This is a genomic window from Shimia haliotis, from assembly GCF_900114415.1.
GTDB classification, from domain to species: Bacteria; Pseudomonadota; Alphaproteobacteria; order Rhodobacterales; family Rhodobacteraceae; genus Shimia; species Shimia haliotis.
Map to the genome: position 1 here is coordinate 1 of NZ_FOSZ01000015.1, position 24,603 is coordinate 24,603.

Annotated in this window: 22 protein-coding genes; 18 read left to right on the plus strand and 4 right to left on the minus strand. The window is 50.9% G+C overall.

The annotated features are described in order from the left end of the window. Positions 1 to 1,006: hypothetical protein (locus BM069_RS19390; RefSeq protein ID WP_139216260.1), on the minus strand; the 1,006-nt coding region annotated here is incomplete at its 3' end. Positions 1,007 to 1,207: 201 nt separating this feature from the next. Here BM069_RS19390 and BM069_RS19395 point away from each other — a divergent pair. From BM069_RS19395 to BM069_RS19430, 8 genes are all read left to right on the plus strand, one after another. After that, on the plus strand, positions 1,208 to 3,415 hold the full coding sequence (locus BM069_RS19395; RefSeq protein WP_093326177.1) for a hypothetical protein: 2,208 nt from the start codon (positions 1,208 to 1,210) through the stop codon (positions 3,413 to 3,415). A 192-nt stretch (positions 3,416 to 3,607) separates the two neighbouring features. Next, positions 3,608 to 4,186 carry a recombinase family protein gene (locus BM069_RS19400; RefSeq protein WP_093326178.1) on the plus strand — a complete coding sequence of 193 codons (579 nt, stop codon included), beginning with the start codon at positions 3,608 to 3,610 and terminating at the stop codon, positions 4,184 to 4,186. A 108-nt stretch (positions 4,187 to 4,294) separates the two neighbouring features. Beyond that, positions 4,295 to 5,878 carry a type I restriction-modification system subunit M gene (locus BM069_RS19405; protein WP_093326179.1) on the plus strand — a complete coding sequence of 528 codons (1,584 nt, stop codon included), beginning with the start codon at positions 4,295 to 4,297 and terminating at the stop codon, positions 5,876 to 5,878. A gap of 9 nt (positions 5,879 to 5,887) precedes the next feature. Beyond that, complete coding sequence (locus BM069_RS19410) at positions 5,888 to 7,072, plus strand: restriction endonuclease subunit S (protein WP_093326180.1); 1,185 nt, start codon at positions 5,888 to 5,890, stop codon at positions 7,070 to 7,072. 8 nt (positions 7,073 to 7,080) lie between these two features. Then, positions 7,081 to 7,983, plus strand: coding sequence for an Abi family protein (locus tag BM069_RS19415; RefSeq protein ID WP_093326181.1), 903 nt, complete (start codon positions 7,081 to 7,083; stop codon positions 7,981 to 7,983). A gap of 170 nt (positions 7,984 to 8,153) precedes the next feature. After that, positions 8,154 to 10,985 (plus strand): type I restriction endonuclease subunit R, encoded by a 2,832-nt coding sequence (locus BM069_RS19420; protein ID WP_093326183.1) that lies wholly within the window; start codon positions 8,154 to 8,156, stop codon positions 10,983 to 10,985. 92 nt (positions 10,986 to 11,077) lie between these two features. Continuing rightward, the gene (locus BM069_RS19425; protein ID WP_244503676.1) at positions 11,078 to 11,740 is read left to right on the plus strand and encodes a glycosyltransferase; all 663 of its coding nucleotides are present in this window, start codon (positions 11,078 to 11,080) and stop codon (positions 11,738 to 11,740) included. Beyond that, positions 11,733 to 11,981 carry a hypothetical protein gene (locus BM069_RS19430; protein WP_093326184.1) on the plus strand — a complete coding sequence of 83 codons (249 nt, stop codon included), beginning with the start codon at positions 11,733 to 11,735 and terminating at the stop codon, positions 11,979 to 11,981. Before BM069_RS19425 ends, BM069_RS19430 begins: the two co-directional genes overlap by 8 nt. A gap of 14 nt (positions 11,982 to 11,995) precedes the next feature. On the opposite strand, the gene BM069_RS19435 is transcribed toward BM069_RS19430, so the two are convergent. After that, on the minus strand, positions 11,996 to 13,363 hold the full coding sequence (locus BM069_RS19435; protein WP_093326185.1) for a replication initiation protein: 1,368 nt from the start codon (positions 13,361 to 13,363) through the stop codon (positions 11,996 to 11,998). Positions 13,364 to 13,969: 606 nt separating this feature from the next. Continuing rightward, on the minus strand, positions 13,970 to 14,914 hold the full coding sequence (locus BM069_RS19440) for a toprim domain-containing protein (protein ID WP_093326187.1): 945 nt from the start codon (positions 14,912 to 14,914) through the stop codon (positions 13,970 to 13,972). Between the two features lie 311 nt (positions 14,915 to 15,225). Between BM069_RS19440 and BM069_RS19445 the strand changes: the two genes are divergently transcribed. Both BM069_RS19445 and BM069_RS19710 read left to right on the plus strand, forming a co-directional pair. After that, positions 15,226 to 15,477, plus strand: a complete 252-nt coding sequence (locus BM069_RS19445) for a DUF3768 domain-containing protein (protein WP_212611569.1) — start codon at positions 15,226 to 15,228, stop codon at positions 15,475 to 15,477. A 21-nt stretch (positions 15,478 to 15,498) separates the two neighbouring features. Continuing rightward, positions 15,499 to 15,876 carry a TRM11 family methyltransferase gene (locus BM069_RS19710; protein ID WP_139216261.1) on the plus strand — a complete coding sequence of 126 codons (378 nt, stop codon included), beginning with the start codon at positions 15,499 to 15,501 and terminating at the stop codon, positions 15,874 to 15,876. 315 nt (positions 15,877 to 16,191) lie between these two features. Here BM069_RS19710 and BM069_RS19450 read toward each other — a convergent pair whose 3' ends face one another. Next, complete coding sequence (locus tag BM069_RS19450) at positions 16,192 to 16,440, minus strand: hypothetical protein (RefSeq protein WP_025057608.1); 249 nt, start codon at positions 16,438 to 16,440, stop codon at positions 16,192 to 16,194. A 150-nt stretch (positions 16,441 to 16,590) separates the two neighbouring features. On the opposite strand from BM069_RS19450, the gene BM069_RS19455 reads away from it, so the two are divergent. The 8 genes from BM069_RS19455 (at position 16,591) to BM069_RS19495 (ending at position 24,548) form a co-directional block, all read left to right on the plus strand. Next, positions 16,591 to 17,055 (plus strand): excisionase family DNA-binding protein, encoded by a 465-nt coding sequence (locus BM069_RS19455; protein WP_093326190.1) that lies wholly within the window; start codon positions 16,591 to 16,593, stop codon positions 17,053 to 17,055. Beyond that, complete coding sequence (locus BM069_RS19460; RefSeq protein ID WP_093326192.1) at positions 17,052 to 17,630, plus strand: PIN domain-containing protein; 579 nt, start codon at positions 17,052 to 17,054, stop codon at positions 17,628 to 17,630. The genes BM069_RS19455 and BM069_RS19460 overlap by 4 nt, the downstream gene beginning before the upstream one ends. A 130-nt stretch (positions 17,631 to 17,760) precedes the next feature. Further along, positions 17,761 to 18,567, plus strand: coding sequence for an N-6 DNA methylase (locus tag BM069_RS19465; protein ID WP_093326194.1), 807 nt, complete (start codon positions 17,761 to 17,763; stop codon positions 18,565 to 18,567). Positions 18,568 to 19,062: 495 nt separating this feature from the next. Beyond that, positions 19,063 to 19,341 (plus strand): hypothetical protein, encoded by a 279-nt coding sequence (locus BM069_RS19470; RefSeq protein ID WP_093326196.1) that lies wholly within the window; start codon positions 19,063 to 19,065, stop codon positions 19,339 to 19,341. Between the two features lie 687 nt (positions 19,342 to 20,028). Continuing rightward, positions 20,029 to 20,433, plus strand: a complete 405-nt coding sequence (locus BM069_RS19480) for a plasmid mobilization protein (protein WP_093326199.1) — start codon at positions 20,029 to 20,031, stop codon at positions 20,431 to 20,433. Next, positions 20,430 to 21,902, plus strand: coding sequence for a relaxase/mobilization nuclease domain-containing protein (locus tag BM069_RS19485; protein WP_093326201.1), 1,473 nt, complete (start codon positions 20,430 to 20,432; stop codon positions 21,900 to 21,902). Before BM069_RS19480 ends, BM069_RS19485 begins: the two co-directional genes overlap by 4 nt. A gap of 160 nt (positions 21,903 to 22,062) precedes the next feature. Continuing rightward, positions 22,063 to 23,526, plus strand: a complete 1,464-nt coding sequence (locus BM069_RS19490) for a type IV secretory system conjugative DNA transfer family protein (RefSeq protein WP_093326202.1) — start codon at positions 22,063 to 22,065, stop codon at positions 23,524 to 23,526. Continuing rightward, on the plus strand, positions 23,523 to 24,548 hold the full coding sequence (locus BM069_RS19495; protein ID WP_093326204.1) for a J domain-containing protein: 1,026 nt from the start codon (positions 23,523 to 23,525) through the stop codon (positions 24,546 to 24,548). The genes BM069_RS19490 and BM069_RS19495 overlap by 4 nt, the downstream gene beginning before the upstream one ends. Positions 24,549 to 24,603 lie beyond the last annotated feature (55 nt).

Here is a 24,603-nt window from a genome sequence, read left to right on the forward strand (position 1 = left end):
TTTTGAAACTCAGGCAGTAATGGGCTTTACCACCCCAAAGGCGTTCGAGACTGCCGGTCAGTGTCGTGTTGCCCTTGGTTTTAACAAAGCCAATCGGGCGGATCCGCCAGGACGTTACAAGCTGCCCAACTTCATCACCGCGTAAAAGGCAATATTCCCACCAGCTTTTGTCTTTGCGCCAGAGTTCCGTCGCAAAGAACGGAAACTTGATGGATTTTGCGAGATCCACGCCAGCACTTCCCATGTGCCCAACCTTTTGCCGGTTATGCTCTCGCAGGGTGCCGCAGTTGCGCAGCATGGAGAAGGTCACACGGGCGACGATCAGGTGGTGATTGCCATCGTTGTGCCCCGAGTAATGAGCTGCAACCTTGGGAGAGCGACCGAAGTAGATCCCCGACCCGCCGAAATTGCCGCCACCCACAAGCCATCGACCCTTTTGTGTGATGTCATAGAGCGCTTTGGGGGATGTGCCGTGGTACATTGTGAATGTCGGCCAGACGAGTGAGATCACGAACATCATCATGGAATCCACCACAGCCAAGGCGTTTTTGTATAGGAGCCATCCCGCCCGAAACGGCATTCCCATTAGCCACCGAGACCAATACGCCATGCCTTTGCGGTGCCGCATCTTGCCAAGCTTGGGGTGCAGAAGCTCATCGACGGAATCGCTGAGGGACACAAACAGATAGACCAAAACGTCGAAATACAGGGCCGTGATCAAACGCAACGGTGTGGTCAGGATCCACACGCAAATTTGCCATAGCGGCTTCACCAGAAGCAGCATGAACAGGTAATATCCAACCCGATTGGCCGAAGCTTCCTTGTCCTTCATCAAGATCCTGAAAGGATTGTAGGCAAACCACATGAACTCATCGATCAGGAAGAATAGGCCGGAGAAGAGCCACAAGGCTTTACGCAGCGTTGCGATCAGGATGATGATAGCGAGGTAGGCGACCACGATGGTGCCGAACAGGATAACAAGGGCGTAGTATGCATCGTTGGTCAAATTGGTGCCTGTAAATCTTTTTGTTTTAGGTCAGGCTATTAGCATCAGAACAATGTGTGCTGTAAAGGTGGGTTTGGTGTGGAGGTCGCTCTAGTTTTCGAGCAGTTTGCAGCGTCGAAGGTTCCTCGAGTTGACAAATTCAACAGTTCAATATGCTTACTCTTAAGTTTCTATATCTATTTGTATTATAAGGAAAAAATTATGGCAGATGTTCTCAGTCTAGACCTTGAATATTGTTACGGAATTGCAAAACTGCAGGCAGACTTGACGTTTTCCCACAAAGGTTACGCAATTTATGCGCCGAACGGCGTTATGAAAACGTCATTTGCAAAAACGATGCAAGACTTGTCCAAAGGTCAAAAGCCAACTGACCTTGCATTTCCTGATCGGATTAGCAGGTGCGATATTACCCTAAATGGTCAAGTTTTAGGGCAAAATGAAATTTTTGTCGTAAACTCGTACGACGAAAATTATTCCTCTGGAGGAATTTCAACCCTGTTGGCAAACGCTGATCTCAAAAAGCAGTATGAAGATGTTCATAAAAAAATTGGCGCTGCAAAAAATGAGTTGGATAAGAAGCTCAAAGGGCTTGCCGGTTATGGTGAGCGTTCGCGGACAGCCATAGCTCCTATTATCGAAGAAATATTCTCTCTTCCTTACTATGATGCGCTCTTGAGCTTGGAAGACGAAATTTCTGGTGCTTCTGAAACCGATTTTGATGGAGCTGATTACAAGACCGTCTTTGACCCGAAAGTGCGCGAGCTTCTGGCGAAGGGTGATGCTGCAGAGATTGTGGAGGGGTTCGCTCAGAAGTACGATGAGTTGACGCAAAAATCTCCAGTCTTGCGTCAGGAGTTTCAGTACCACCACGCGAGCCAAGTGCAGCAACAGCTGAAGCTCAACAACTTCTTCGAAGCTGGACACAGCGTCAATCTGCTCGACAAGGCATCAGCGCAAAAGTCTGAGTTGACTACCAGTCAGCAACTCGAGGAACGTATCGAGGCAGAGAAGGCGGCAGTCCTCAATGACGCAAACTTGAAAGCGAAATTTGAAGAGTTCAATGCGAAGCTTAAAAACAAGGAGCTTCAAGCATTCCGGGATTACATTACACGCAATCAACACCTCTTGCCTGAAATGAAAGATTTGAAAGCCTTCGAGCGCAAACTTTGGGTGCAATATTTATACACGGCTCGAGAAGAATATAAAACGCTCCTCGTGGAATACAAATCTGGTCAAGATGCACTAAAAGAAATTGTATCAGAGGCCAGTGCTAATCCCAATGACTGGGATGCCGTAATTGGCGACTTCAATCGCCGATTCTTACACCTTCCGTTCGAGCTCAGAGTAGAGAACAAAGCAGATGTCATTCTCAAGGATACCGCCCCTTCGATAGAGTTTTTCTTCAGGGATGGAGAGCACGAAGCTGTGTACAAAGACAGCCAGCGTCGAGACTTACTCCGTATACTGAGCACAGGCGAGGCTCGAGCCCTGTATATCCTCAATATAATGCTGGAAATTTACATGAGGAGGAAGCTTCGCAAGAAAACCCTTTTCATATTTGACGACATCTCCGACTCCTTCGACTATAAAAACAAATTCGCGATCATTGACTACTTGGAGGACGTCACCAAGGTTGAGGATGTTGAGTTTCTCTCAATCGTCCTGACGCACAATTTTGATTTTCTAAGGACTGTTGAAAGTCGCGGAATCTGTGGGTCACATCAATGTTTTATGGCGTCAAAAAGTCAGGAAGGCGTTGCCCTTACACAATTCAAAAGGTCTGACATTCGGAATCCTTTCGATAAATGGAAGGGGCGATTAGAAGAAGGCGTTATTTTGGCCGCGTTCATTCCGTTTCTACGCAATGTCATCGAATATTCTCAGGGAATGAAAGATGCAGATGGAAATAGTAACCCCGACTACATTACCCTCACCCGAATGGTGCATTTCAAAGATGAAAGCAGCGACCTGACATTCGGAGACTATAAAGCGGTCTTTGAGAAGGCCTTTCCGAATGAATCGTTTCCCGATGTCGATGGAACCGCAAGCATCCTCGATTTCATTCTTGCTCAAGCAGACCAGTGCCTAAGTCAGCCGGATGGCATAAATCTGGAGCACAAAATTGTTGTCTCGATGGCAATACGCATCCACGCTGAGCGGTACATGATAGCAAAAATCAGAGAGGTGGAAGACGCCTATGACCCGTCAAGGAAGCAAATGGGGAACATACTTGGTGATTTTAAGACGACCTACAATAATCTGAGTGATGAAATAAATGTTTTACAAAGAGTTAACCTCATCACGCCCTCCAACATCCATATCAATGCATTTATGTATGAGCCAATACTCGATATGGGATTCAGCGAGCTTAAGGCGCTATATCAGAAAGTGAAAGCTGATTTAGTGTAGGCGAATTGGAGTAAAACGAAACGGGGATGATTATGGTCGGCTCAACTGGATACTATGCTTCACTGTAGAATGAGGTGTACGTCCGAAACCGGTCCCTTTCGGACACCCCTGCCCTACTATGTCCGGAACTCAGCTTGACATAATTTAGGACATGCATACACTTTTGGACACCTATTTTGTAACAGAAATCCCATGTCCAGAACTTTTGCCTATGTCCGCGTCTCGACCATCGACCAGGAGACGCAGAACCAAGTCGCTGAAATCGAGGCGGCTGGCTTCAAAGTCGAGCCGCATCGTATCATTGCCGAAACAATCTCAGGATCCGTGGCCATCGCGCTTCGACCTGAGTTTTCGCGGTTACTTGATAAGATGGAGCAGGGTGACGTTTTGATCGTCACAAAGCTGGATCGCTTGGGGCGCGACGCCATTGATGTCGCCAGTACGGTTGCCAAGCTCGAAGAGCTCGGTATTCGGGTGCATTGCCTTGCCCTGGGTGGCGTTGATCTCACCAGTTCAGCCGGAAAGCTCACCATGGGCGTGATCAACGCGGTGGCTCAATTCGAGCGGGATCTTTTGATCGAACGCACACAAGCCGGGATCGCCCGAGCAAAATCCGAAGGCAAGCGTATGGGGAGGCCCTCTGCCCTATCAGATCCAGAATGCCACGCGGTCCGAGCACAACTTGCAGATGGAGAATCGGTCGCAGCCTTGGCAAAGAAATTTGATGTCAGCAGGCAAACCATCATGAGGATCAGAGACCAGAAACAATAGGCGCTATGTGGTATTAGCCGTATTCCAAACCCAAGCGACCTCACCTTGCGATTTTCCCCTTTATGGATAGTATCTTAAATAATTTATCTCTTACCCCAACAGGCCAATATGACCGAAGCACAAAAGCAGCGCCTTGAGCGCCAGCTCTGGAATATCGCGAACGAGCTGCGCGGAAAGATGGATGCGGACGAGTTTCGCGACTACATCCTTGGTTTCATTTTCTACAAATACCTTTCTGAAAAGCAGCACTTGTTCGCAAACAAGCTGCTTGAGACCGAAGACACCAAAGATTACGCGCTGGTTACAGACGCTGAAGATCTGGACGCGATCCGCGAGGAATCCCTTGAAAAACTGGGGTACGTCCTAAAGCCGGAAGAGCTGTTCAGCGCCGTTGCCAAACGCGGGAACGTCAAGGTTGATGAAGACGATGAGGAAACCGCAGGAAACTTCATCCTGGAGGATCTGCAAAGCATCCTGAACGCCATCGAGCAAAGCACGATGGGCAATGACAGTGAGGATGACTTCAACAAGCTGTTCGAAGACATCGACCTGGCCAGCACCAAGCTTGGCCGCTCTCCTGCGGCACGGAACACCTTGATCGCCAAGGTTCTCGCCCACCTTGATCAGATCGACTTTCAGCTGGAAGATACCGACGCCGACGTTCTGGGTGACGCCTATGAATATCTGATCGCGCAATTCGCGTCGGGTGCTGGAAAGAAAGCTGGAGAGTTCTACACCCCGCAACAGGTCAGCCGTATCCTGGCCAAGGTTGTGACCATTGGGAAATCTCAGATCAAATCGGCCTATGATCCAACCTGCGGATCTGGATCTTTGCTTTTGCGCATCTCAAAAGAGGCAGAGGTTGGCGAGTTCTTCGGTCAAGAACTGAACCGCACGACCTATAACCTCGCACGGATGAATATGATCTTGCACGACGTGCATTTCAGCCGCTTCGACATCCAGCAAGAAGACACCATAGAAGAACCCCAGCACATCGACCAGCGGTTCGAGGCAGTAGTTGCCAATCCGCCGTTCTCTGCAAAATGGAAAAGCGCCGCCAACCCGCTCAATGAGACCGACGACCGGTTCAGCATCTATGGAAAGCTGGCACCAGCCTCCAAGGCTGACTTTGCCTTTGTGCAGCACATGATCCACCAGATGGCGGACAATGGCACAGCGGCTGTGGTTCTGCCCCACGGGGTGCTGTTTCGCGGCGCAGCCGAGGGCGTGATCCGCGAATACATCATCAAGGAACAAAACTACCTGGATGCGGTGATCGGCCTGCCTGCCAACCTGTTTTATGGCACATCCATCCCCGCTTGCATTCTGGTGTTCAAAAAATGCCGGGTGCATGACGACAACATCATGTTCATTGATGCCAGTGCTGAGTTTGAGAAGGTCGGCAATCAAAATGCTCTGACCGACGCACACGTTGCCAAGATTGTCGAGACCTACGCCAAACGTGAAAGCATTGACCGTTATGCCCATGTCGCGCCGCTGAGCGAGGTGGCCGAGAACGATTATAACCTCAACATTCCCCGCTACGTGGATACATTCGAGGAAGAGGAGCCTGTTGACCTGAAAGCCGTAACCAAAGTGCTGACCGCGTTGGAAATGGATATGGCCGCGACCGACATCACAATTGCTGGGTTCTGTGAAGAACTGGGCATTCCTTCGCCCTTTAAATCCTAAGCCAGTGCCATGACACAGACAGAACAACATAATGTGCCAGCGTTGCGGTTTCCGGGGTTTGAAGAGGCTTGGGAAAGCAAAACCCTTGGAGATTTTTTCACCTTCAAGAACGGGGTGAATGCCAACAAATCCGCCTATGGAACAGGCCGAAAATTTATCAACGTTCTTGATATTATTTCCGAAGCTCCGATCACCTCCGATAACATCATCGGAAGCGTTGAAATATCCGACCGAGAATTCGAAAAAAATGAAGTTCGATATGGCGACATTTTGTTTCAGCGTAGTTCAGAAACCCGTGAAGAGGTCGGGCAAAGCAACGTCTACATGGATCATGAAAACACTGCGACGTTTGGTGGCTTCGTCATTCGTGGCCGACCACGAACAACAATCGAACCTGAGTATTTTCACAACCTTCTAAAGACTTGGCGTGTTCGAAAAGACATGACAGCGCGAAGCGGCGGCAGCACTCGATACAATGTTGGGCAGGAATCCCTATCTGTTGTGCCAATAACCTTGGCCCCCTCTCTACCAGAACAACGCAAAATTGCAGGGTTTCTTGTAGCGGTGGATGAGCGTATCGCGCAGTTAGCGCGCAAAAGATCGCTACTGGAAGATTACAAAAAGGGCTGTATGCAACAGCTCTTTTCCCAGTCCATCCGCTTCAAAGACGACCAGGGCAACGACTTCCCGGATTGGGAGGAGAAGAGGCTGGGAGAAGTGGCGACCAAAACCGCGTCAAGCATCAGCGCCACCAGCCTTGAGTCATCACCTGGTGAATACCCGGTATATGGGGCAAGTGGTATTACTGGTCATGTAGATTACTACTCTTCAGGCGACTACCATATTGGCGTGGTTAAAGATGGTGCGGGTGTTGGCAGACTTCACTTTTGCCCTCCCAAGTCGTCTGTCTTGGGGACATTAGAAAGCGTTAAAGCATCCGGCGAGAACAGTATAAAATTCATTTTCTACTGGATGTCTCAAATAAATTTTGCTGCCTATTCAACAGGTAGTACCGTGCCGCATGTTTACTTCAAAGATTACGGAAAGAAACGGGGACGATTCCCTCACCCCGACGAGCAACAAAAGATCGCCGACTTCCTCTCAGCCATCGACAAAAAGATTGATCTGGTCACGCAGGAACTCGAGCAGGCAAAGGCCTTCAAGAAAGGCCTGTTGCAGCAGATGTTTGTGTGAGGAGCTAGATGAAAGCCTGGAAATCCATCGACGAACAGCTCGCCCTCCTCAAATCCAGAGGCATGGCCATAAGCGAACCGGTTCGGGCCAAGAAGGCATTGGAGCGGTTCGGTTATTACCGGCTGAGCGGGTATTGGTATCCGTTCAAGCAAGCAAACGATGATGGAACCATCTCGGATCAGTTTATCGCTGACACGCATATGTCCGAGGCTGTGGATCTCTATGTCTTTGACAAAAAGCTGCGCCTGCTGGCGCTGGATGCCCTGGAGAGGATCGAACTCGCCCTGCAGGTGGATGTGGCCTACCACTTTGGCCGCCGCGATGCCTGCGCCCATCTGAGGCCGGATCTGCTGCAGCAAAAATTCGTGAACAATGGTCGCTATGCCAAATGGGAAGAACGCTATCGCGGATTTGAGACCCGAAGAGGCCGACCAAAATTCATAGACCACAATAAAAAGGCCTATGGAGAGCTGCCGATCTGGGTGGCGGTGCAGATCCTTGATTTTGGAGCTTTGTCACATCTGTTTGAGATGCTGCCAATGAACATCCAAATGAAGATCGCCGGGAAATACGGCATTCCAAACGGCAAGTTCCTGATCCAGTGGATGCGATCCTTTTCACAGGTGCGTAACGCCTCAGCCCACCACGAGCGGCTTTGGAATAGTCACATCAAGGATCGTGCCGGTGTTCCCCCGCAGTTCATCGAGATTGCACAGACGAGCGATGCAGAGATTTTCCGATATTTTTGCCTGATGCGGTTCTTCCTGAAACAGCTTTGCCCGCAGTCACAATGGCACATCCGCTTGCGTGATCATCTGCACAGCTTTCCGACACCTTCAAACGGTGCTGTGAGCCTGCAAGACATGGGCGTTCTGGACGGTTGGGAGGACTGGAATCTGTGGAAGGGGTGAGGACTGGCGCATGTCCAAGGGCGAACCCAAGTGCAGCGGCGCCAGGCATATCTGCTAAATTATGTAGAACACGCCAATTAAGAAAACAATAACAATTTCTAAAAATCGACCATCGAACGCAATGTTCACCTTCTCGAAAAACAACAAAAACGTATAATTTACAAAGCGCTATGACAACACAAACCGAACAACAGCTTGAAAACGCCCTGATCGCCCAGCTTGAAACCCTGGGCTGGGATCGCGTTACGATCAAAGACGAAACCGATCTGATCGCAAACCTGAAGCAGCAGCTTGAGGCACATAACGGCGTGACCTTGTCCGAAGCTGAGTTCAAGCAAGTGTTGAACAAACTGGCGCGTGGGAACCTTTTTGAAAAAGCCAAGATCCTTCGGGATAAGGTCGATTTCACCCGCGACGATGGAACGACCGGCTACCTCGAGCTGATCAATCAAGTGCAGTGGTGCAAGAACCGCTATCAAGTCACGCACCAGATCACCATGGAGGGGACGTATAAGAACCGCTACGACGTAACCTTGTTGGTCAACGGGTTGCCCCTTGTTCAGATCGAGCTGAAGCGTCGTGGACTGGAAATGAAGGAAGCCTTCAATCAAACCAATCGCTACCACAAGCATAGCTTTGCAGCCGGATATGGGCTGTTTGGTTATTTACAGCTGTTCGTGATCTCAAACGGGGTCAACACCAAGTACTACGCCAACAACCCCGTGCAAAAACGGGATTTCAAGCAGACCTTTTTCTGGACCGACGAAGACAATAAAAAGATCTCGCAGCTGAGCGATTTCGCCGAGGACTTCCTTGAGAAATGTACGCTGAGCAAGATGATCACCAAATACATCGTCCTGCATGAAAGCGACCAACTGTTGATGGCGCTTCGCCCGTACCAGTTCTATGCGGTCGAACGCATTGTAGAGCGGGTGCAGAACACGCAGAAAAATGGATACATCTGGCATACGACAGGATCCGGAAAAACACTGACCTCGTTCAAGGCAGCACAAATACTGACCCAAAGCCCGAACGTGCATAAGGTCGTATTTGTGGTGGATCGTAAGGATCTGGATTTTCAAACGATCAAAGAGTTCAACAGCTTTTCTGAAGGCAGTGTGGACGCCACCACAAACACCGGCAACCTCGTCAAACAGTTCTCGGATGATACCCCACTGATCGTGACCACGCTTCAGAAGCTCAACACAGCCATTAGCCGCGAGCGTCATCTGGCGACGATGGAAGGCCTGAAAGACAAGCGCATGGTTTTCATCTTTGATGAATGCCACCGCAGCCAGTTCGGTGAGACCCATAAGCGGATCACAGACTATTTTCAGAACGTGCAAATGTTCGGGTTCACCGGAACGCCAATTTTTGCGGAAAACGCAGCCAAAAATGCCCTGGGGAAACGAACAACCAAAGATCTGTTTGGAAAATGCCTGCACAAGTATGTGATCACTGATGCAATCAGAGACGAAAATGTTCTAAAGTTTTCAGTGGAATACATCCGAACCTTCAAAGGCAAAGATGGCGTTGAAGACATTGAGGTCGAGGCTATCGACACCGCAGAGGTCATGGAGGCCCCTGCCCGTCTGGAGAAGATCACAGACTACATAATTGCGAACCACGGTCGAAAGACCCACGGAAAGCAATTCACGGCTATCATGTGCGTCTCGAACGTAAAAACACTCGCCAAATACTATGACCTATTCAAAGCCAAGAAAGAGGCCGGTGATCATGATTTGACCATTGCCACAATCTTTTCCTATCAGGCCAACGAAGAAGATGCTGACGCCGACGGTATGGGCGCAGGTGATGATTTGCCGGATGACTCACGGCCGATCAACAAGCACAGCCGGGACACGCTGGAAGCCTGCATTGGCGACTACAACAGCCACTTTGGAACCAACTACAACACCAAGGACAGCAAACTGTTCTACGCCTATTACAAGGATATTGGGAAGCGCGTTAAAAACCGAGAGATAGATATCCTACTGGTGGTCAACATGTTCTTGACCGGGTTCGACAGCAAGCCTCTCAACACCATATACGTGGACAAGAACCTAAAGCACCACGGCTTGATCCAGGCATATTCTCGAACCAACCGCACCATGGGAGCCAAGAAGTCTCAGGGGAATGTGGTCGCCTTCAGGAACCTCAAACCTGCGACCGACAAGGCTATTGAGCTCTTTGCCAACAAAGACGCCCAGGAAGAGATTATCCTTGCTCCTTACGAGGATTATGTCGCCAAATTTGAAGAAGCAGCTGCATCCTTGTTCGCGATCACACCAACGGTCGAAAGCGTTGATGATCTGCTGACTGAAGAAGACGAAGCGGCATTTGTGCAGGCATTCCGAGAGCTTATCCGTGTGAAAAACGTGTTGGACTGCTTCACGGAATTTGATTTCTCTTCCCTGCCCCTTGATGAGCAGACCTTTGCGGATTTCCGCAGCAAGTACCTGGATCTCTACGATAAAGTTCGAGGTGAAAAAGAAAAGGAAAAGGTATCGATCCTAGATGATCTGGATTTTGAGGTCGAACTTATCAGCCGCGACAAAATCAACGTCAGTTATATCATCAACTTGCTTCGGGAGATGCAAAGCAAGAACCCAGAGGATCGTGCCAAGACACACAAGACCATCATGGATGTGCTGGACACTGACGCACAGCTGCGCAGCAAAAAAGAACTGATCGAGCGCTTCATTTCGGAGCATTTCCCTGATCTTGCCCCAAGTAAGGATGTCGGCGAAGCTTTCGATAACTACTGGGATGCACAACGGATGCAGGCCCTAAAAGAGCTTAGGGACGATGAGAGCTTGAAGCATGACGGCCTCGAGAAAGTCTTGGAGCAATATCACTTCACCGGAAAATCGCCTCTGCGAGACGATGTCATCGGGATCATGGAAAAGCGCCCTTCCCTTCGGGAAAGACGAAGTGTTGCCGACCGCGTGATAGAAAAAATCAAGGCATTCGTTGAGACGTTCATTGACGGAATAGACTAGTAAGAACCCTCTCCAATCAAAAGTCTAACAGGTTATATTTGTTATTTCTGTTTAACCGAAATAATATAATCAACAAGTTATTTGCGTTATTTATGTTTACGTATATAATCGGTTATATGAAAATAACTGTCTACAACATGAAGGGCTCAGCGGGAAAAACTCCGATAGCCACGAACATCGCGCTTGATAGGGAATATGCCCTAGCAACGAACGAGCCGTATAATCTGTTGGATACAATCCTCCCCGAAGAACGGCTTTTTTCTCTGCAGCCGGATGAAGAGTTCCCTGACTTTCCAGAGGGTATCGATGTAGTTTTCGATCTGGCAGGTCTCATGTCACGAGATGCACGGCCGAGTATAGTCTCGGCGGTGTCACAGTCCGACGTTGTGCTGGTGCCTATCTACAATGAACTCAAGTGCATCCATGCGGGGATACACACCATTCGGGAGCTTCTTCCATACAATAAGAACATTATTGTCGTGGCGACAAAACTGGTGAAGCGCAAAGGCGAAACCTTCAAGGACTGGGCTGACAGCGAAGATGCCAAAAACATCAAAGCTGTTGTAGATCACGCGATAGGGCAGGGAACACCAGTTTTGCCGCTGAAGTTCTCTAAGGTCTTTGATACCATTTTTGAACAAGAGCGTTCCATCCGCCAGATGATGGAAGAAGACGCCTTAGCTCGCTACACCTACCGAGATGTTGCAGCGCAGTTTGACACCTTACTTTCTTACCTAGAGAAGCATTATGCCTAAGAAAAATGACCTCTCCATGTTTAAAAAGGTTGAACAGGTTCAACCGAATGAACCGAAATCAATTCTTGCGCCTAAAACCGTGGGACGGAAGGCTAAAAAGCCCGAAGATAAAGAATCCGAAATTGTTGCCATCAAGCTCACCAAGGCCGAGCTTGCTAAACTCGAAGAAAAGGCGGGCCTTGTTCCAAAGTCCACCTATCTCAAACACATCCTGCGAACGACAACCGATATATTCGATTGAATAGAATAAACCTGTTAATTTGGTTCAACAGAAACAACCGAATTTTTTATCTCTAACTCAAGCCCTTCAATCTGCGCCTTTAGAGTTTCCGGCTCATTTGAGCCGTTTTTTTGCGCCCACTCTGCAGGGGAGGGGAGATATAGGTCGCGAGCGCTCCAAAATTTCCTGATTTCAACTGCGTTCAACCGATCTTTCCACCCCCCCTTTTTGAAGGCGTTCACGTAGATGGAGCTGCCAAGCCCTCGCTGAAACTCTGCAGCAACAGCCTCCCTCTGGCCCTCCGAGAGCTCCTGGAAGGCATTCTCGATGATTTCCGCGACATGCCAGCGATATGACGTCTCAGCCTCTCGCTGGGCCGCTTTGAGGGTTTCAAGCTTACGCTCCAGCTTCTCTCGGGCCGTTTTTCTCTCTTGAGCCGCTTCAAGCGCTTGCTTTTTGGCTGTATTCTCATTGTGAAAATCATTTTCAACAGCAGCTCTTAAAAAGCCTGCCTTCGAAGATTTAATTTTTCCTTTTGCTGCTTCGCTACTCGCTAGATCCAACTTCTCAAAGATATAATCTTCGTCGTGTTCAATCACCCAGGCACGGGCGAGTGTCTTCGAAACACCTTCAGCCATCAAAGCCTTGTACGCACGACGGTCAGTAATCTCGTCTTCAGAATCCATTCCGACCAAAGACAATTGAGCATTGGGCTTCACGATGAAGCGCAAGCCAGTAACGGTCCGGCCCTTCATACGCGTTTCCATCTCAACTTGGATGTTCGAAAGCTTGTTCACTTCCTTCATCGCAGGCTGGATCACATTGCGATTGAGGGCTTTGAAGGGCTTGTAGCTGGGCATCATATCCACTGCCATAAGCTTGCGGAATACTTCAACGTCCCACCACGCTGTGTGACCGATCCCCTCAAAGCGATAGCAGTTTTCATAAAGCACTAATGCATGAGCGCTGTTCATCTCGCGCAGAACGCTCAGATTAATTTTAGAATACACATCAGGATGATAAAGCTTTTCGGCCAAAGCTCGTTCATAGCGATAGGTGCAGGTTCCACCTTTGATTTTTGCATAGGGTAACAGCACCATTGCTTCCCAAGAACGCTCGCCATCCTCTTCGAGCACATCAAACTCTACGACGGTTTCCATGAGGCCTTTGAGAGCTCCCTTAAGGTAGCCGATGTTCTTGCTATCGAAACCAATCATCTCACAGAGCACTGATGCGCTGATGTGGTGCTCTTCCCCGGTAAGGAGCTGATCGTAGGCATTGTAAAGCAGAGCATTGACAAGTTTCCTCTGAAGGAGCGAAAGCTTCGCACCAATGTGAATCGCTGCGACGTGCTTTTTCAGTATCTGGTTGTCTTTGCTGTGTTTTTTTTGCTCTATCTTCATGGTGTAAATTATAAACGATATCTTTACACCATTCTATAGGTTTTCCCTAGAACGCAAATTTTTCTCAGCAGATTAGATCTGAAGGGAGCCAATGAATAGAAAAACTCACCCCATAAACGTACACCATAGCGAGCCATCGACCCCATAAACGTACACCTTAACGAGCGAGGAGCGCCCGAAAAGGGCTATGTTTTGCGAAGAAACAGAAGAGGTTATGGATGCTCCCCCATATTTATACACCTAAGCCCCATAAATGTACACCTAACAATGGCCGCTACAATTTTTTATCTATATTTATCAATGTGTTACACACTCAACGCGGCAACCCCATAAACGTACACCCAAGCCCCCATGTCTATACACCTGTCACCCCATAAACATGCACCTCAAAACCGGAGTTTCCCCATAAACGTACACCTAACACCCCACAAACATACACCTAACACCCCGTATCTTACTGATTTTAAGCCATTATTTCGACCCTAAACCTTTTAAACGTTGTTTCTTAAACATACTAAACAACAACAGGGAGCCTATCGGCCCCCGTCGTCGGTTGTTGATTTTCTATTTTTGGATTTGATTTTGGGAGTGAAAAAGAAAAATGGGCTAGCTTTTCTCACCGAGGAGCCAAGCGTTGAGATCTTCATAGCCTTCGTAATAGCTTCGCATATCGGCCAGTCTTGAACGGTCATCCACGTTTTCAAACAGTTTTCTGGTTGCTGCATCGCCAGCATCATCATTGTCCAAGTACAGCCGAACTTCTCGGAACCATGGATCGTTGATATAGGGCAGGGCGCGCTGCCAAAGGTTTGTTGAATTGAGAACCAAAACGGCACCAGCCGGTTGTGTCGGCCTATCAACCGACAGGTACGACAAGAAATCCATGAAGCCTTCAAAGACCTGCAAGAGCGGTCGATCTGGATTGTGATGGAAGGTCACTGACTTTCCAGAACCGACAAAGCCCTTAAATAGCGCGTTACGCGCCTCAAACCCATCACCGGAAGGGTAACCGAGGGCAAAGTAGCTTCCAGCGCCCTGAGGGGCCTTAAAATCGATCTGGCGGACATATGCGCGGGCGATATCATGGTCGATCCCGCGTTTCGTGAGATATTGAAGCAACGCTGGATGCTGGAGAGGCCCCTGTGAGACCAATTCAAACGCCGCTGTTTTTTCTTTTTCACCCTCAGCGACCTGTTTTCCTGGCATAGCAGTCAGTTGGCGCGAAGCGCCGCGCGACGTTCCGGATGAGATGGATGGTTTTGAAAGGGCAGGGGAGTAAAGGCCGGTTTTTTCAAGATGCTGCAGGGCATCCCGCACATCACAGGAACAAAGCTCTCGCACCAGATCGATGATATTGCCGCCGGTTGCAGCCCCGTGGTCAAACCAGAGGTTTTTGACTGTGTCCACCTTAAATGAGGGGTTTTCGTCCCCCTGACGGATTGGGCTGCGATACCAAAGTTCTTGTCCGCCTTGTCGGGTTTTGGAGGCAGTGATCCCCTGGCGTTCAAGATAGTCTTTAAGTGGAATGCATTTTGCTTGTGCGATGTTCATCGAATCAAATGTTACACGAATAAAGGCGTTTGGCTGCTGAAAAAGGGGAGGGGGGAAGCCATGCTGAGCTTAGTCAGTGTACCGCTGCCCTTTCCAGTCAAGAACCGCGCCCAAAAACAGGCGGCGGGGCGAACGGTTCTCGCGCCTGCGGTGACTGGTGCAGGGAGTGCGCGGTGCCCTTCCTAATGTCTCAGCAATGAGGCGTTTTACTTTCTAACGTTTTACATATGACGTTACAGCCACATCCGCGATCCAGACAGATCGCTGCGCTCAATGATTTAGCGAGACAGACCTTCCAGGGATGCCGCGTTATGCTCACAAGCGGGGTTCAAGAGCTCGATAAGCAGTTCGATATCCTGCAAAAAGTGCGAGGTTTTGACCAGTTCACCGAGGATAACGATCCTTACGGCGAACATGATTTCGGGGCCTTTGAGTTCGAAGGAGGCCGGATTTTTTGGAAATTCGACTACTATGACCGAAACACCGAATGGGGGTCACCCGACCCAAGTGATCCGGAACAAACTACCCGGGTTCTGACGATATTTCTTGCCGAAGAATACTAGAACCCAAAACCGCTTTGCGGGGTGAGCGTATCATCCCGTTTTTTATCTTTTCATCTATCGATTATGACATCATCTACTGTACTGAAAAACGGCGAAAAATCAAAAGTTTCTGCCACAAATACACGCTATCCAAAGCGGGCTGCATTTGAGTTTTATCCAACACCACCCGAGGCCGTTCGAGCACTTTTATCCGTTGAGCGTTTCGACGGTTCAATCTGGGAACCTGCTTGCGGTGACGGGGCAATTTCCAAAGTGCTGATCGAAGCCGGATACCAAGTGGTGTCCACGGATCTGATTGACCGAGGTTACGGGCAGGGAGGGCTAAACTTCCTGAAATCAACCAAGCCGTTGGCCAAGAACATCATCACCAATCCGCCCTATGGAACCCATGGGCTGTGAGACGCATTTGTGCGCCGCGCAATCATCCACACCCGCAAAACCGGGGGGAGCGTTGCGATGCTGCTCAATCTTCGATCCCTGTGCAACCCAGACAGAACACCAAGGTTTCTGCGATGTCCGCCGACTGCCATATATGCCCTGGACGAGCTGACATGCTGGCCAGAGGGTAAGCCGGTTTCACGTCATGCCCGCATTGCAAAACAGCAATATTACTGGGCGGTGTGGCATCCTGGAAAGGTAGAGCGTCCAAGCTTTTGGTGGCTTTCAACCAAGCAATTCAGAAACCCGCAGTAGCGGGTTTTCTTTTTGCTTCCGTCAGCGCGGCTTGTTCGATTGGGAGAGCACCGTTCCGGCGAGCGATTTTGTTTCGTCGCTGTACTTCGAACTTTGGAGCACTTTGGAAGCTTTGTCTTCCATTGCAGCGCCGGTTTGCTTGCCGGTTTTCGTTTGCGCCAAGGCTGATGCTGCAAGGCTTTTTGCCGTAGCAGACGCATTTGGATCTCCGAGGACACTTCCTGCTTTGGATGCTATCTTTGAGGATGTCTTCTTCGTATTTTTCGCCATTTTTGTTCTCCGTTTGTTTCGAATTTATATGTGGTCTCTTGGTGTCTAAGGATCAAGACCTTTTTTACACTTATTTCAGTTGTTTCGGTTATTTCTCTTGAAGCCGCGGTGAAAGACAACATATAGAGAAGAGAAAAGGGGAGACTGGAAATGGCAGACTTGGCGGAAAAACAAGACCACTCTGGGTTGATGGAGCGCCCACCTACGCCCGAAGAAATCGATAGCGCGGCTCATGCTGCCACGGCAATCGCCGTTGCGATGGAGCTAGATGATGGGTTGAAAATCTCAGGTGAAAATGGCGATCCGGTCAAGATTGCTCCCGCCGTTGGAGAGCTTATCATCCAGTTGCTTGGCCACGTTAGTAACGGCAACATGGTTACGCTTGTTCCTGTTGGAACAATGTTGACCACGCAACAGGCAGCCGACATGCTCAACGTGTCTCGGCCACATCTGACTAAGCTTTTAAAATCCGGGCAAATCGAGTTCGAAGAAGTGGGCCGACACCGCCGTGTTCCTTTGCCTGCGCTAATGGCGTATCGAGAAGAAAAGGCACGGCGGCAGGAAGATGCTATGAGCGAATTGGCGCGGTTGGGACAGGAATTTGATCAAGGATGAGTTTTGTTGCAAACCCTTTTGTGGTCGTCTTGGATGCAAATGTATTGTTCCCATTTCGGGTGCGAGACGTCCTTCTGACCTTTGCTCAAGAGGGATTGTTTCGTGCACGATTTACGGATGAAATATTCGATGAGTGGACCCGAAACCTGATCAAGTTGAAACCGGGTTTGGAGGAGAGTGTTCGCCAGCAAGATACCATCATTCGCCATGAGTTCGAAGAGTGTTTTGTGACAGGGTATCAACCGTTGATTGCTGGATTGTCGCTGCCAGACGAGGATGATCGACATGTGTTGGCGGCGGCAATCAGGTGCTCTGCGCAGGTTATTGTCACTGAAAACCATAAAGACTTTCCGGTCGAGGTGTTGGACGAGTACGGGGTTGAGACCCTTGGCGCTGATGACATGCTTGCCAATACCTTTGATCTGTTCCCACAACGTGGAGCGCGTGCATTGCGTAAAGTACGTGAACGTTATCGCAACCCTCCCATGACTTCGTCCGAGTTTCTGTTTGATCTGACTAAGTGTGGCTTGTCCAAGCTGTCTGCGGCAGCCCGCGCTGAAATCGAATACCTATAAACTTTTGACAATACACCGTTTCCTCGCACAATTCTCCCTGACCGCGTAGCCCGCGATCAAATTCCAACCACCAGTCTTTTGGGACTGGTGGAGGCCAGCCTTGAGAGACCCCAATCAGGGGAGAAGAGGCATGGCAGACCATGCAATGGCCCAGGGCCGTGTTGCTGCTGTGGCAGCATTCAAACAGACTTTTCGCGAGCTAGCGCCTTACAAACACCGCTATGAGGTGTTCCGGGACTTTGTGATCATGGCCGCGTGCAGCTTGCACAACAGCTTTCACAAGGAACCGGGGCGCGAAGAAGAGTACCTTCGGATCATCGCGGAGTACAAGAAACCGGACCAATTTGCCTTCCAAAAACTCTTAGGATGCCTTGTGGCCGCGTTGGACGAGGATCCCCGCGACATTCTCGGCCCGCTCTATATGGAACTCGAAATTGCCAACAAGGATGCAGGGCAGTTTTTCACCCCACCCGAGCTTTCGGAGCTGATGGCAAACCTGACCTTTAAGGATGAGCTGGCCAAACTGGAAAATCAGCCGTTTCTTACGGCAGGTGAACCAGCTTGTGGGGCAGGGGGGATGATCTTGGCTTTGGTCAAAGTGCTAACCTCTGCAGGATACGATCCGGCGCAAAAGCTGTGGGTGCAAGCCATCGACGTTGACCGTATGGCGGCGCTGATGTGCTACATTCAGCTTTCGCTTTGGAACGTGCCCGCTGAGGTCATTGTTGGCAATACGCTCAGCCTTGAGATCCGCGAAGTCTGGTATACCCCAGCCCACTACATGGGTCTGTGGAAATACCGGCTGCGCCGGAAGGAAGGCAGCACCGAGGTTACGCCCGATCCGAAGAAGCAAACTCCGGAACCGGTGGTCACCGCCCCCGAGGAGCCTAAGCCTTCGTCGGTTAGCACATCGGCGCAACTTGGCTTCGATTTCTGAGCTCCGCTATGGCCGAGGAATACGAAGAGTTCCAGATCGATTGGCGAGGGTAGGAGATCACCGCCCGGTGGTGCCCGCAGTGGCTGGGCGGCGATGCCGCCCACCTTGAGATTGTGACGGCCGACCGTTCACCGCATCCGATATCCGAGACCGGGTATCGATCCCACTTCTGCCCGCGTGAGCTGGTGGAAGATGCTGGTGGCCCGGTGGCCTTTGTCATGGCATGGCTGGAGACGAAGGATGACGGTAAACCCGTACAACTTTCGCTCATATGAAATTGAGAGAGCCCCTTTGGGGCTCTTTTCATTCCCTGGTCACAGGCGGCAGAGCCGAGCTCCTTCGAGAGGGGGAGGGGCATCATCACACCCGCATTGTATCCCGCAGGCTTGCCGTCAAGAACCGCGCCGCCGCTACGCTTTGGCGAACGGTTCCGAGCCCTTCGGGTTGACCGCTGTGCCTCAAGCGGGATGCCAAAACGGGGTCGATGATTGAGAGATGATCGACGGTTTACTTTCTCATTTTTTGCTTATGCCAAATTGGGTTTACAACGAGGTGGATATTCACGCCTCTTTAGGCGAGGTGGGGCGCTTCCTCGCAGTCGATACCAGCACGGAAAATCCACATAATCCGTCAACGCGATTTAACCTTCATCAGCTGTATCCTGAGCGATTTGAAGCCGATGATTTATGCGGGTTCAAAGCCTGGGATTACGACTGGATGATCGAGAATACCGGGTGCAAGTGGAACCCAACAATTTCCGCCATTTCTGAGTGAAAAGGCGGAGTGACCTATCTCGGCTTTGATAGCGCGTGGTGCCCACAAAACGATCTGCTGGAACGACTGCACAAACTCACTGGATGGACAATCCACAACGAGTTCGAAGAAGAACAACCAGAGTATGAAGGAAGTTTCCACTGCGAAGACGGGACGTGCTCGTGCGACATGCGCCCAGGGCGGCCACGCTGTTCGAGCTGTGAGGGTCAGTTTCCCTGAGACCAGCTGGATGATGACTGGTGAGAATGCCAAAAATGCCGCAGGGTCCAACCGTGAAATCAGGCGAAGGAGGGAGGCTAACACCCCCTCCTTTTTCTTTTTCACCCGCAAAATACATCATTTCACATTCGCTAGAATGTCATGTTCAACCCGAACAAATCGCACACAATCACCCGCCAGGCCTGTTCGGAAACAACAATCAGAACAGCCGCGAGGGATTTGTGAAGCTGAGGTGAAGACGCCGCTTTGACATAAGCGTAGAATTGGGCACAATAGTCGGACGACGCGCTTTGCAAGATTGCGTGTTCGTAACGAACAGATTTCATGGACTTCGCTACGCTGGTCCGAAACCTGTTCGCCGAAACGCATCTTGGCAGGGGTGCTTCGCCCCCTTGCATCCCCAAACAAGGGAAAGATCGCTCTAGTGGCGCGTTTCCCTTTGAACCCTTTTAGCCCTTAAGTAGACCCATGGCACGAGAGCAATACCAACGAGATTATCGCCAGCAGTACAAAGATCAGGTCAAACGCGTGAACCTGACTTTTTCGCTGGCTGAACATCGTGGAATCGCCCGGTCTGCCAAGGATGCCGGAAGCCCGGTTGCAGCCTATGTCAAACGCCTCGCCCTCGAGGCGCATGAAGGCCGCAGCTCCGCCCCCGAGGAGATCGCCGAGCAGTTGGCGGATCTGGAACGCGTCATTCGCACGATTGCAAATAACGTAAACCAGATGGCCCGCCACTCCAATCGCATCGCCCATGTGCTGGATGATCAGGAGGTGTTCCTGAACATCCACGCCCTACAATCCAAGCTCAAACAGGCGATCAGCCGCGCGGCTTCCGGGGCCGGATCTTCCGACGAGGAAGGCAGGTCATGATAGTCAAATCCATGAGCCGGAAGGTGCCAAGTTTTGGCCAGCTCATCGGCTATATCGACCGTGACGAAGGGCAAGAAGAATGGCGCATCCGGCACAATGTTTGGGGCCGTGATCCGGAGCTGATCCGGGGTGAATTTGAGAGCAATGGCGAGCTGCTGCAGAAGCGCAAAAACGGGGTGTATCTCTACCATGAAATCATCTCGATCACGCGGGCAAAAGGGCTGAGCCCGAAAGAGCAAAAACAGCGATTGCGCGACATTGCTGAGAACTACATTTCCGCGCGATGTCCGGATAATTTGGTTTTTGGAAACCTGCACCAAGACAAGGATCACTCCTACCACTACCACCTGATGATCAGCGCAAATCGCGCCGGTGAGACCGGCCGGTTGCGGCTGACCAAGGCGCAGTTTCGTGAGGTGCAGGTTGGGCTCGAGCGGCATGTTCTGGAGAAGTATCCCGAGCTCGAACAGAAGGTGGCCATCGACAAGCGTTCCGACCGTGGCCGCAAAAAGGGCGAGGCTGAGCTTGAACGCCGGACCGGGAAACGGCCTAAGCGTGAGGAAGTTCTTGAACGGGTCACAGCTGCCTATGAAGGATCGCAGGACCGGCAGAGCCTCTTGGACGCCCTGGGGCGCGAAGGCCTAGAACTCTATGTTCGTGGAAAAAACCTCGGGGTTGTGGATCTGGAAAGCGGGAAGAACCACCGCCTGAAGACACTGGATCTGGAAATGGCTGATCGCGTGTCGATCCGGATGGAAGGTGGTGAGCTTGCCGATGAAGTGAAGCCTCTTGAGCCTGAGCTGGAGCCGGTTGAGGCCAAGACCGAGCCGCAAGAAAAGACAGCGGCTGAGGGTGAAAAAGAAAAAGAGCCGGACCGTGCGGCTGGAGAGAAAACCGAGACGAAGCGAAAGCCGAGAGATCGGGATCGACCGAAGAAGGAGCGGCGCAAAAAGACTGAGAAAATGCGCAGTCGCAAGCAGGCTGAGCCCGAAACTGATAATCAGGCCTACGCTAAAAAAGACAGTAATGCTGACCTAAAAACTGATTTTTCTAAGCAAGAAGAACGAGAGGCTGAGGATATGCCGAAACGTCATGATGATCCAGAAACCGGCACCCAGTACCGCGATCAGGAAATCCCGGATGTCGTCTATGATGCGGCAGAGGCAACTGCTGGCGGCAAGAAAGAAGGATTGGGCGGAAAGCTGGCGAAGCTCGCAAAGAAGGTTGTGAAGCAAGGGGCTGAAGAAGCCCGCAATGCGGGGGATCTGTTGCGGCGTGGGTTTGCCGGAGATCACGAGCCATCAAAGGATCAGACACATGTCGTAGATAACCCTGCGATGGAAGCTGAACCGACACGTTCGGAGCAGGTTGAGAGACCGGGACGATCTGCGCAGCAAGAAAAGTGGCGCTCAGAAATGAGCCGCAACCGGGAGGCTGGCCGGGATGACCCGGAACAGGGACGCGAATGATTTGAAGATCTGCGCCCGATCTTGCGAGATTTGACTGCAACGGTACGATTGGCCGTGCGTGGAACACTTTTGGGGCTACAGACCAAATATATCCGTTTATTACGTCATCTTAATGTAAAGAAACATGAAAAGGCATCTGACCGCCTGAGGAAGGTTACGAGTGATTGGGAAGTTCATAAAGGAAGGCAGTAAGCACGCGGCCTATGCTTTGGTTTTTGGAAAATTTCTGAAACGCCAAAGTGGTGCCCGGCTGCAAAGTGCCAAAGAACTTGGGCAATCCCTCAATGCAAAGAATACTGGCCTGCTGATTGATGGTGCAGAGGGACGACTTTCTGAGCGTGAAAGTTTCCAGAATGTCTGTGTTATTGCCCGCGTTGGAGCCGGTAAAACCAGCCGCTATATCATCCCGAATGTCTTGGATAAGGCGTCGCGTAAATGCTCAATCGTTGTGAACGACCCCAAAGGCGAGGTGTTCGCGGAAACATCCGGATTTATGCAGGCCAAGGGCTTCAAAGTCATCGCGATCAATCCGGAAGACCTGCAAAACAGCGCGAGTTTCAACCCGTTGCTGGAGGCAAAGACCGATATTGAAATCGAACAAGTGGCCGAGATCCTGATCAAGGCGGGCTCTGGCTCCAGTGCCAAAGATCAGTTCTGGGACAATGGCGCGATCCGCTTGATATCGGTGCTTTTGAAGCTCTTGCAACGCGCAGGCCAGCAAGATCCCGCGAACTATACTCTGGGAAATCTATATCACCTGCTGCAGAATTTTGGCTCCGACGGAACGCCGCTGGATGAGTTTGTCATCCACTGGGCCTATGACCCGACCAATCCGGATGACAGCACCCTATGGGAGGAATGGAAAGGTGCAACCACCGGGAATAGCAATGCCGTGCAGAGTTTTGCGTTGACCGCCTTGACCGCGCTGAAGGCCTTTACCAACCGTAACCTGGTGGCCTTAACGGCAACCAGTTCAGTGAACCTGGAAGACATCCGGCGCGAGAAAACCGTGATCTATTTTATCACGCCGCCGCATTTGACCGAATACTACGGCTTTTGGACATCGGTATTTTTCCGTAGTGTGTTCAACGCCTCGATGCGGCGGATGCCGGATCGGAGTACCCTACCCCTTTATGTGCTCTATGATGAGTTTGGACACAGCACGATCCCAAGCTTTGTTTCCGTGGCCAATACCATCCGGGGATACAAGGTGAGCTTGTCCATCGTGCTGCAATCCCTGTCGCAGCTCTCAGCCCGTTATGGGTCAGATTATGCCCGCAGCATTCAGGGTGGGTTCATGACCTATCTAGCCTATGCCGGCTCTGACCAGGATACGGCCCGTTTCTTTGAGGCTATTGCCGGCAAGGTCGTGGATGTGCGCCGCGATAAGATCGAGGACATCACGCAGCAAAGGCAGGAGTACAATCTGCTGAACGCGGACGAGGTGCGCCGGATCGGCGACACGCAGGCCGTTCTAGTTAGCGCAAATCGTCACCCTGCCTTACTGGAAACCACACCGTATTTTGCGCATCGCCGTTACAGCAAGATCCCACGTCGGTTTGGACCGGCAAGGATTAGTGGCGCGGTGCAGAAATCACGCGTGAAGCGGATATCTCTATCATGATGGACATCCTAAACGAGCTGCAAACCGTGGGCCTCACAGCCCTGTTCAACCCAACATTTCTGTTTCTGTTAGTCCTGCTGTTTTTCCTCGGGAAACTGGTGGGATGGATGACCCGCAATATTAATATCTGGAAGTTTCTGGCCCTGGCCTACTTCGGGATATTTTTGTTTCGCCCGCTGCAGGATGCAGGGCTGATTATTGGTGGCGTGTTCATCCTTGGCGTTGCCAGCATGTACATGGATTTGTTTCGCGGAATATTCGGCTGGGCTGGTGGGATCGGTGATGTGGTTTCTGCCTTCCGGTTCAATGGGGCGTATAAAGATATCCAACGTCTTGAGCTTGAGATCGAAGAGCTCAAAAGCCAGATGCGGGCTTCGCAGATGGCTGGGGCCACTGCCGGTGGCACGGCACAGCAATCATCCTGGCGGACACAGTCACAGGCTCGGAAAGCGAAATCTCAGTCGCGAACCGGGGATGGTGGTCGCGGTGGCGACAGTGGTGCGTCGAGCGGGTCCGGTTCAACCAATCGCCGACCTAGCAGTCAGCAAAGCGGTTCTGGAAAACGGGCTGCTGGTGAAAAAGAAAAAAGATATGGAAAGGGGCGCTCAACGCGCCGATCTTCGGCTGGTGTGAAGCCAACCGGCAAAGATGGTGTGGTGAATGATGGTGGAAAGCCCAACGCATCAGGGAGTTCCAAACGTGGCGGGGCTAGCCGCCGCAAGCGGTCTGCAGGTTCAGGATCTGGCAGCAGTCAGAGCCAGCAACAAAAGTCCTCGCAGCGAACGCAAAACTCATCACAGTCGCAATCTCAACAGGGCACACAAAGCAGCGTGCCTCCGTCGATGTCACCAGCATTGCGTGATAAATACCTCGGGATTTTGGGGCTCACACCTGGGAAGACCTATACCGCCTCCGAAATCAAATCCGCATGGCGTGCGACAGCGTTTCGGGTGCATCCGGATCGAGGAGGCACAGCCGCAGAGTTCATTGCTGCAAAGGAAGCTTATAAAGCGTTGACGTAGAGGTTGAACATCACAAACAACGCGGCGCTTGAAACGCCAAACATGATCCAGTTTT

Excerpts from the sequence above, each read along its gene's own strand:
- BM069_RS19495 (WP_093326204.1), top strand. The coding sequence starts at position 23,523 with ATGATGGACATCCTAAACGAGCTGCAAACCGTGGGCCTCACAGCCCTG.
- BM069_RS19415 (WP_093326181.1), top strand. The coding sequence starts at position 7,081 with ATGAAAGCCTGGAAATCCATCGACGAACAGCTCGCCCTCCTCAAATCC.
- BM069_RS19410 (WP_093326180.1), top strand. The coding sequence starts at position 5,888 with ATGACACAGACAGAACAACATAATGTGCCAGCGTTGCGGTTTCCGGGG.
- BM069_RS19405 (WP_093326179.1), top strand. The coding sequence starts at position 4,295 with ATGACCGAAGCACAAAAGCAGCGCCTTGAGCGCCAGCTCTGGAATATC.
- BM069_RS19435 (WP_093326185.1), bottom strand. The coding sequence starts at position 13,363 with ATGAAGATAGAGCAAAAAAAACACAGCAAAGACAACCAGATACTGAAA.
- BM069_RS19455 (WP_093326190.1), top strand. The coding sequence starts at position 16,591 with ATGGCAGACTTGGCGGAAAAACAAGACCACTCTGGGTTGATGGAGCGC.
- BM069_RS19400 (WP_093326178.1), top strand. The coding sequence starts at position 3,608 with ATGTCCAGAACTTTTGCCTATGTCCGCGTCTCGACCATCGACCAGGAG.
- BM069_RS19420 (WP_093326183.1), top strand. The coding sequence starts at position 8,154 with ATGACAACACAAACCGAACAACAGCTTGAAAACGCCCTGATCGCCCAG.
- BM069_RS19445 (WP_212611569.1), top strand. The coding sequence starts at position 15,226 with ATGCTCACAAGCGGGGTTCAAGAGCTCGATAAGCAGTTCGATATCCTG.
- BM069_RS19450 (WP_025057608.1), bottom strand. The coding sequence starts at position 16,440 with ATGGCGAAAAATACGAAGAAGACATCCTCAAAGATAGCATCCAAAGCA.
- BM069_RS19465 (WP_093326194.1), top strand. The coding sequence starts at position 17,761 with ATGGCAGACCATGCAATGGCCCAGGGCCGTGTTGCTGCTGTGGCAGCA.
- BM069_RS19480 (WP_093326199.1), top strand. The coding sequence starts at position 20,029 with ATGGCACGAGAGCAATACCAACGAGATTATCGCCAGCAGTACAAAGAT.
- BM069_RS19430 (WP_093326184.1), top strand. The coding sequence starts at position 11,733 with ATGCCTAAGAAAAATGACCTCTCCATGTTTAAAAAGGTTGAACAGGTT.
- BM069_RS19395 (WP_093326177.1), top strand. The coding sequence starts at position 1,208 with ATGGCAGATGTTCTCAGTCTAGACCTTGAATATTGTTACGGAATTGCA.
- BM069_RS19425 (WP_244503676.1), top strand. The coding sequence starts at position 11,078 with ATGTTTACGTATATAATCGGTTATATGAAAATAACTGTCTACAACATG.
- BM069_RS19460 (WP_093326192.1), top strand. The coding sequence starts at position 17,052 with ATGAGTTTTGTTGCAAACCCTTTTGTGGTCGTCTTGGATGCAAATGTA.
- BM069_RS19485 (WP_093326201.1), top strand. The coding sequence starts at position 20,430 with ATGATAGTCAAATCCATGAGCCGGAAGGTGCCAAGTTTTGGCCAGCTC.
- BM069_RS19470 (WP_093326196.1), top strand. The coding sequence starts at position 19,063 with ATGATCGACGGTTTACTTTCTCATTTTTTGCTTATGCCAAATTGGGTT.
- BM069_RS19440 (WP_093326187.1), bottom strand. The coding sequence starts at position 14,914 with ATGAACATCGCACAAGCAAAATGCATTCCACTTAAAGACTATCTTGAA.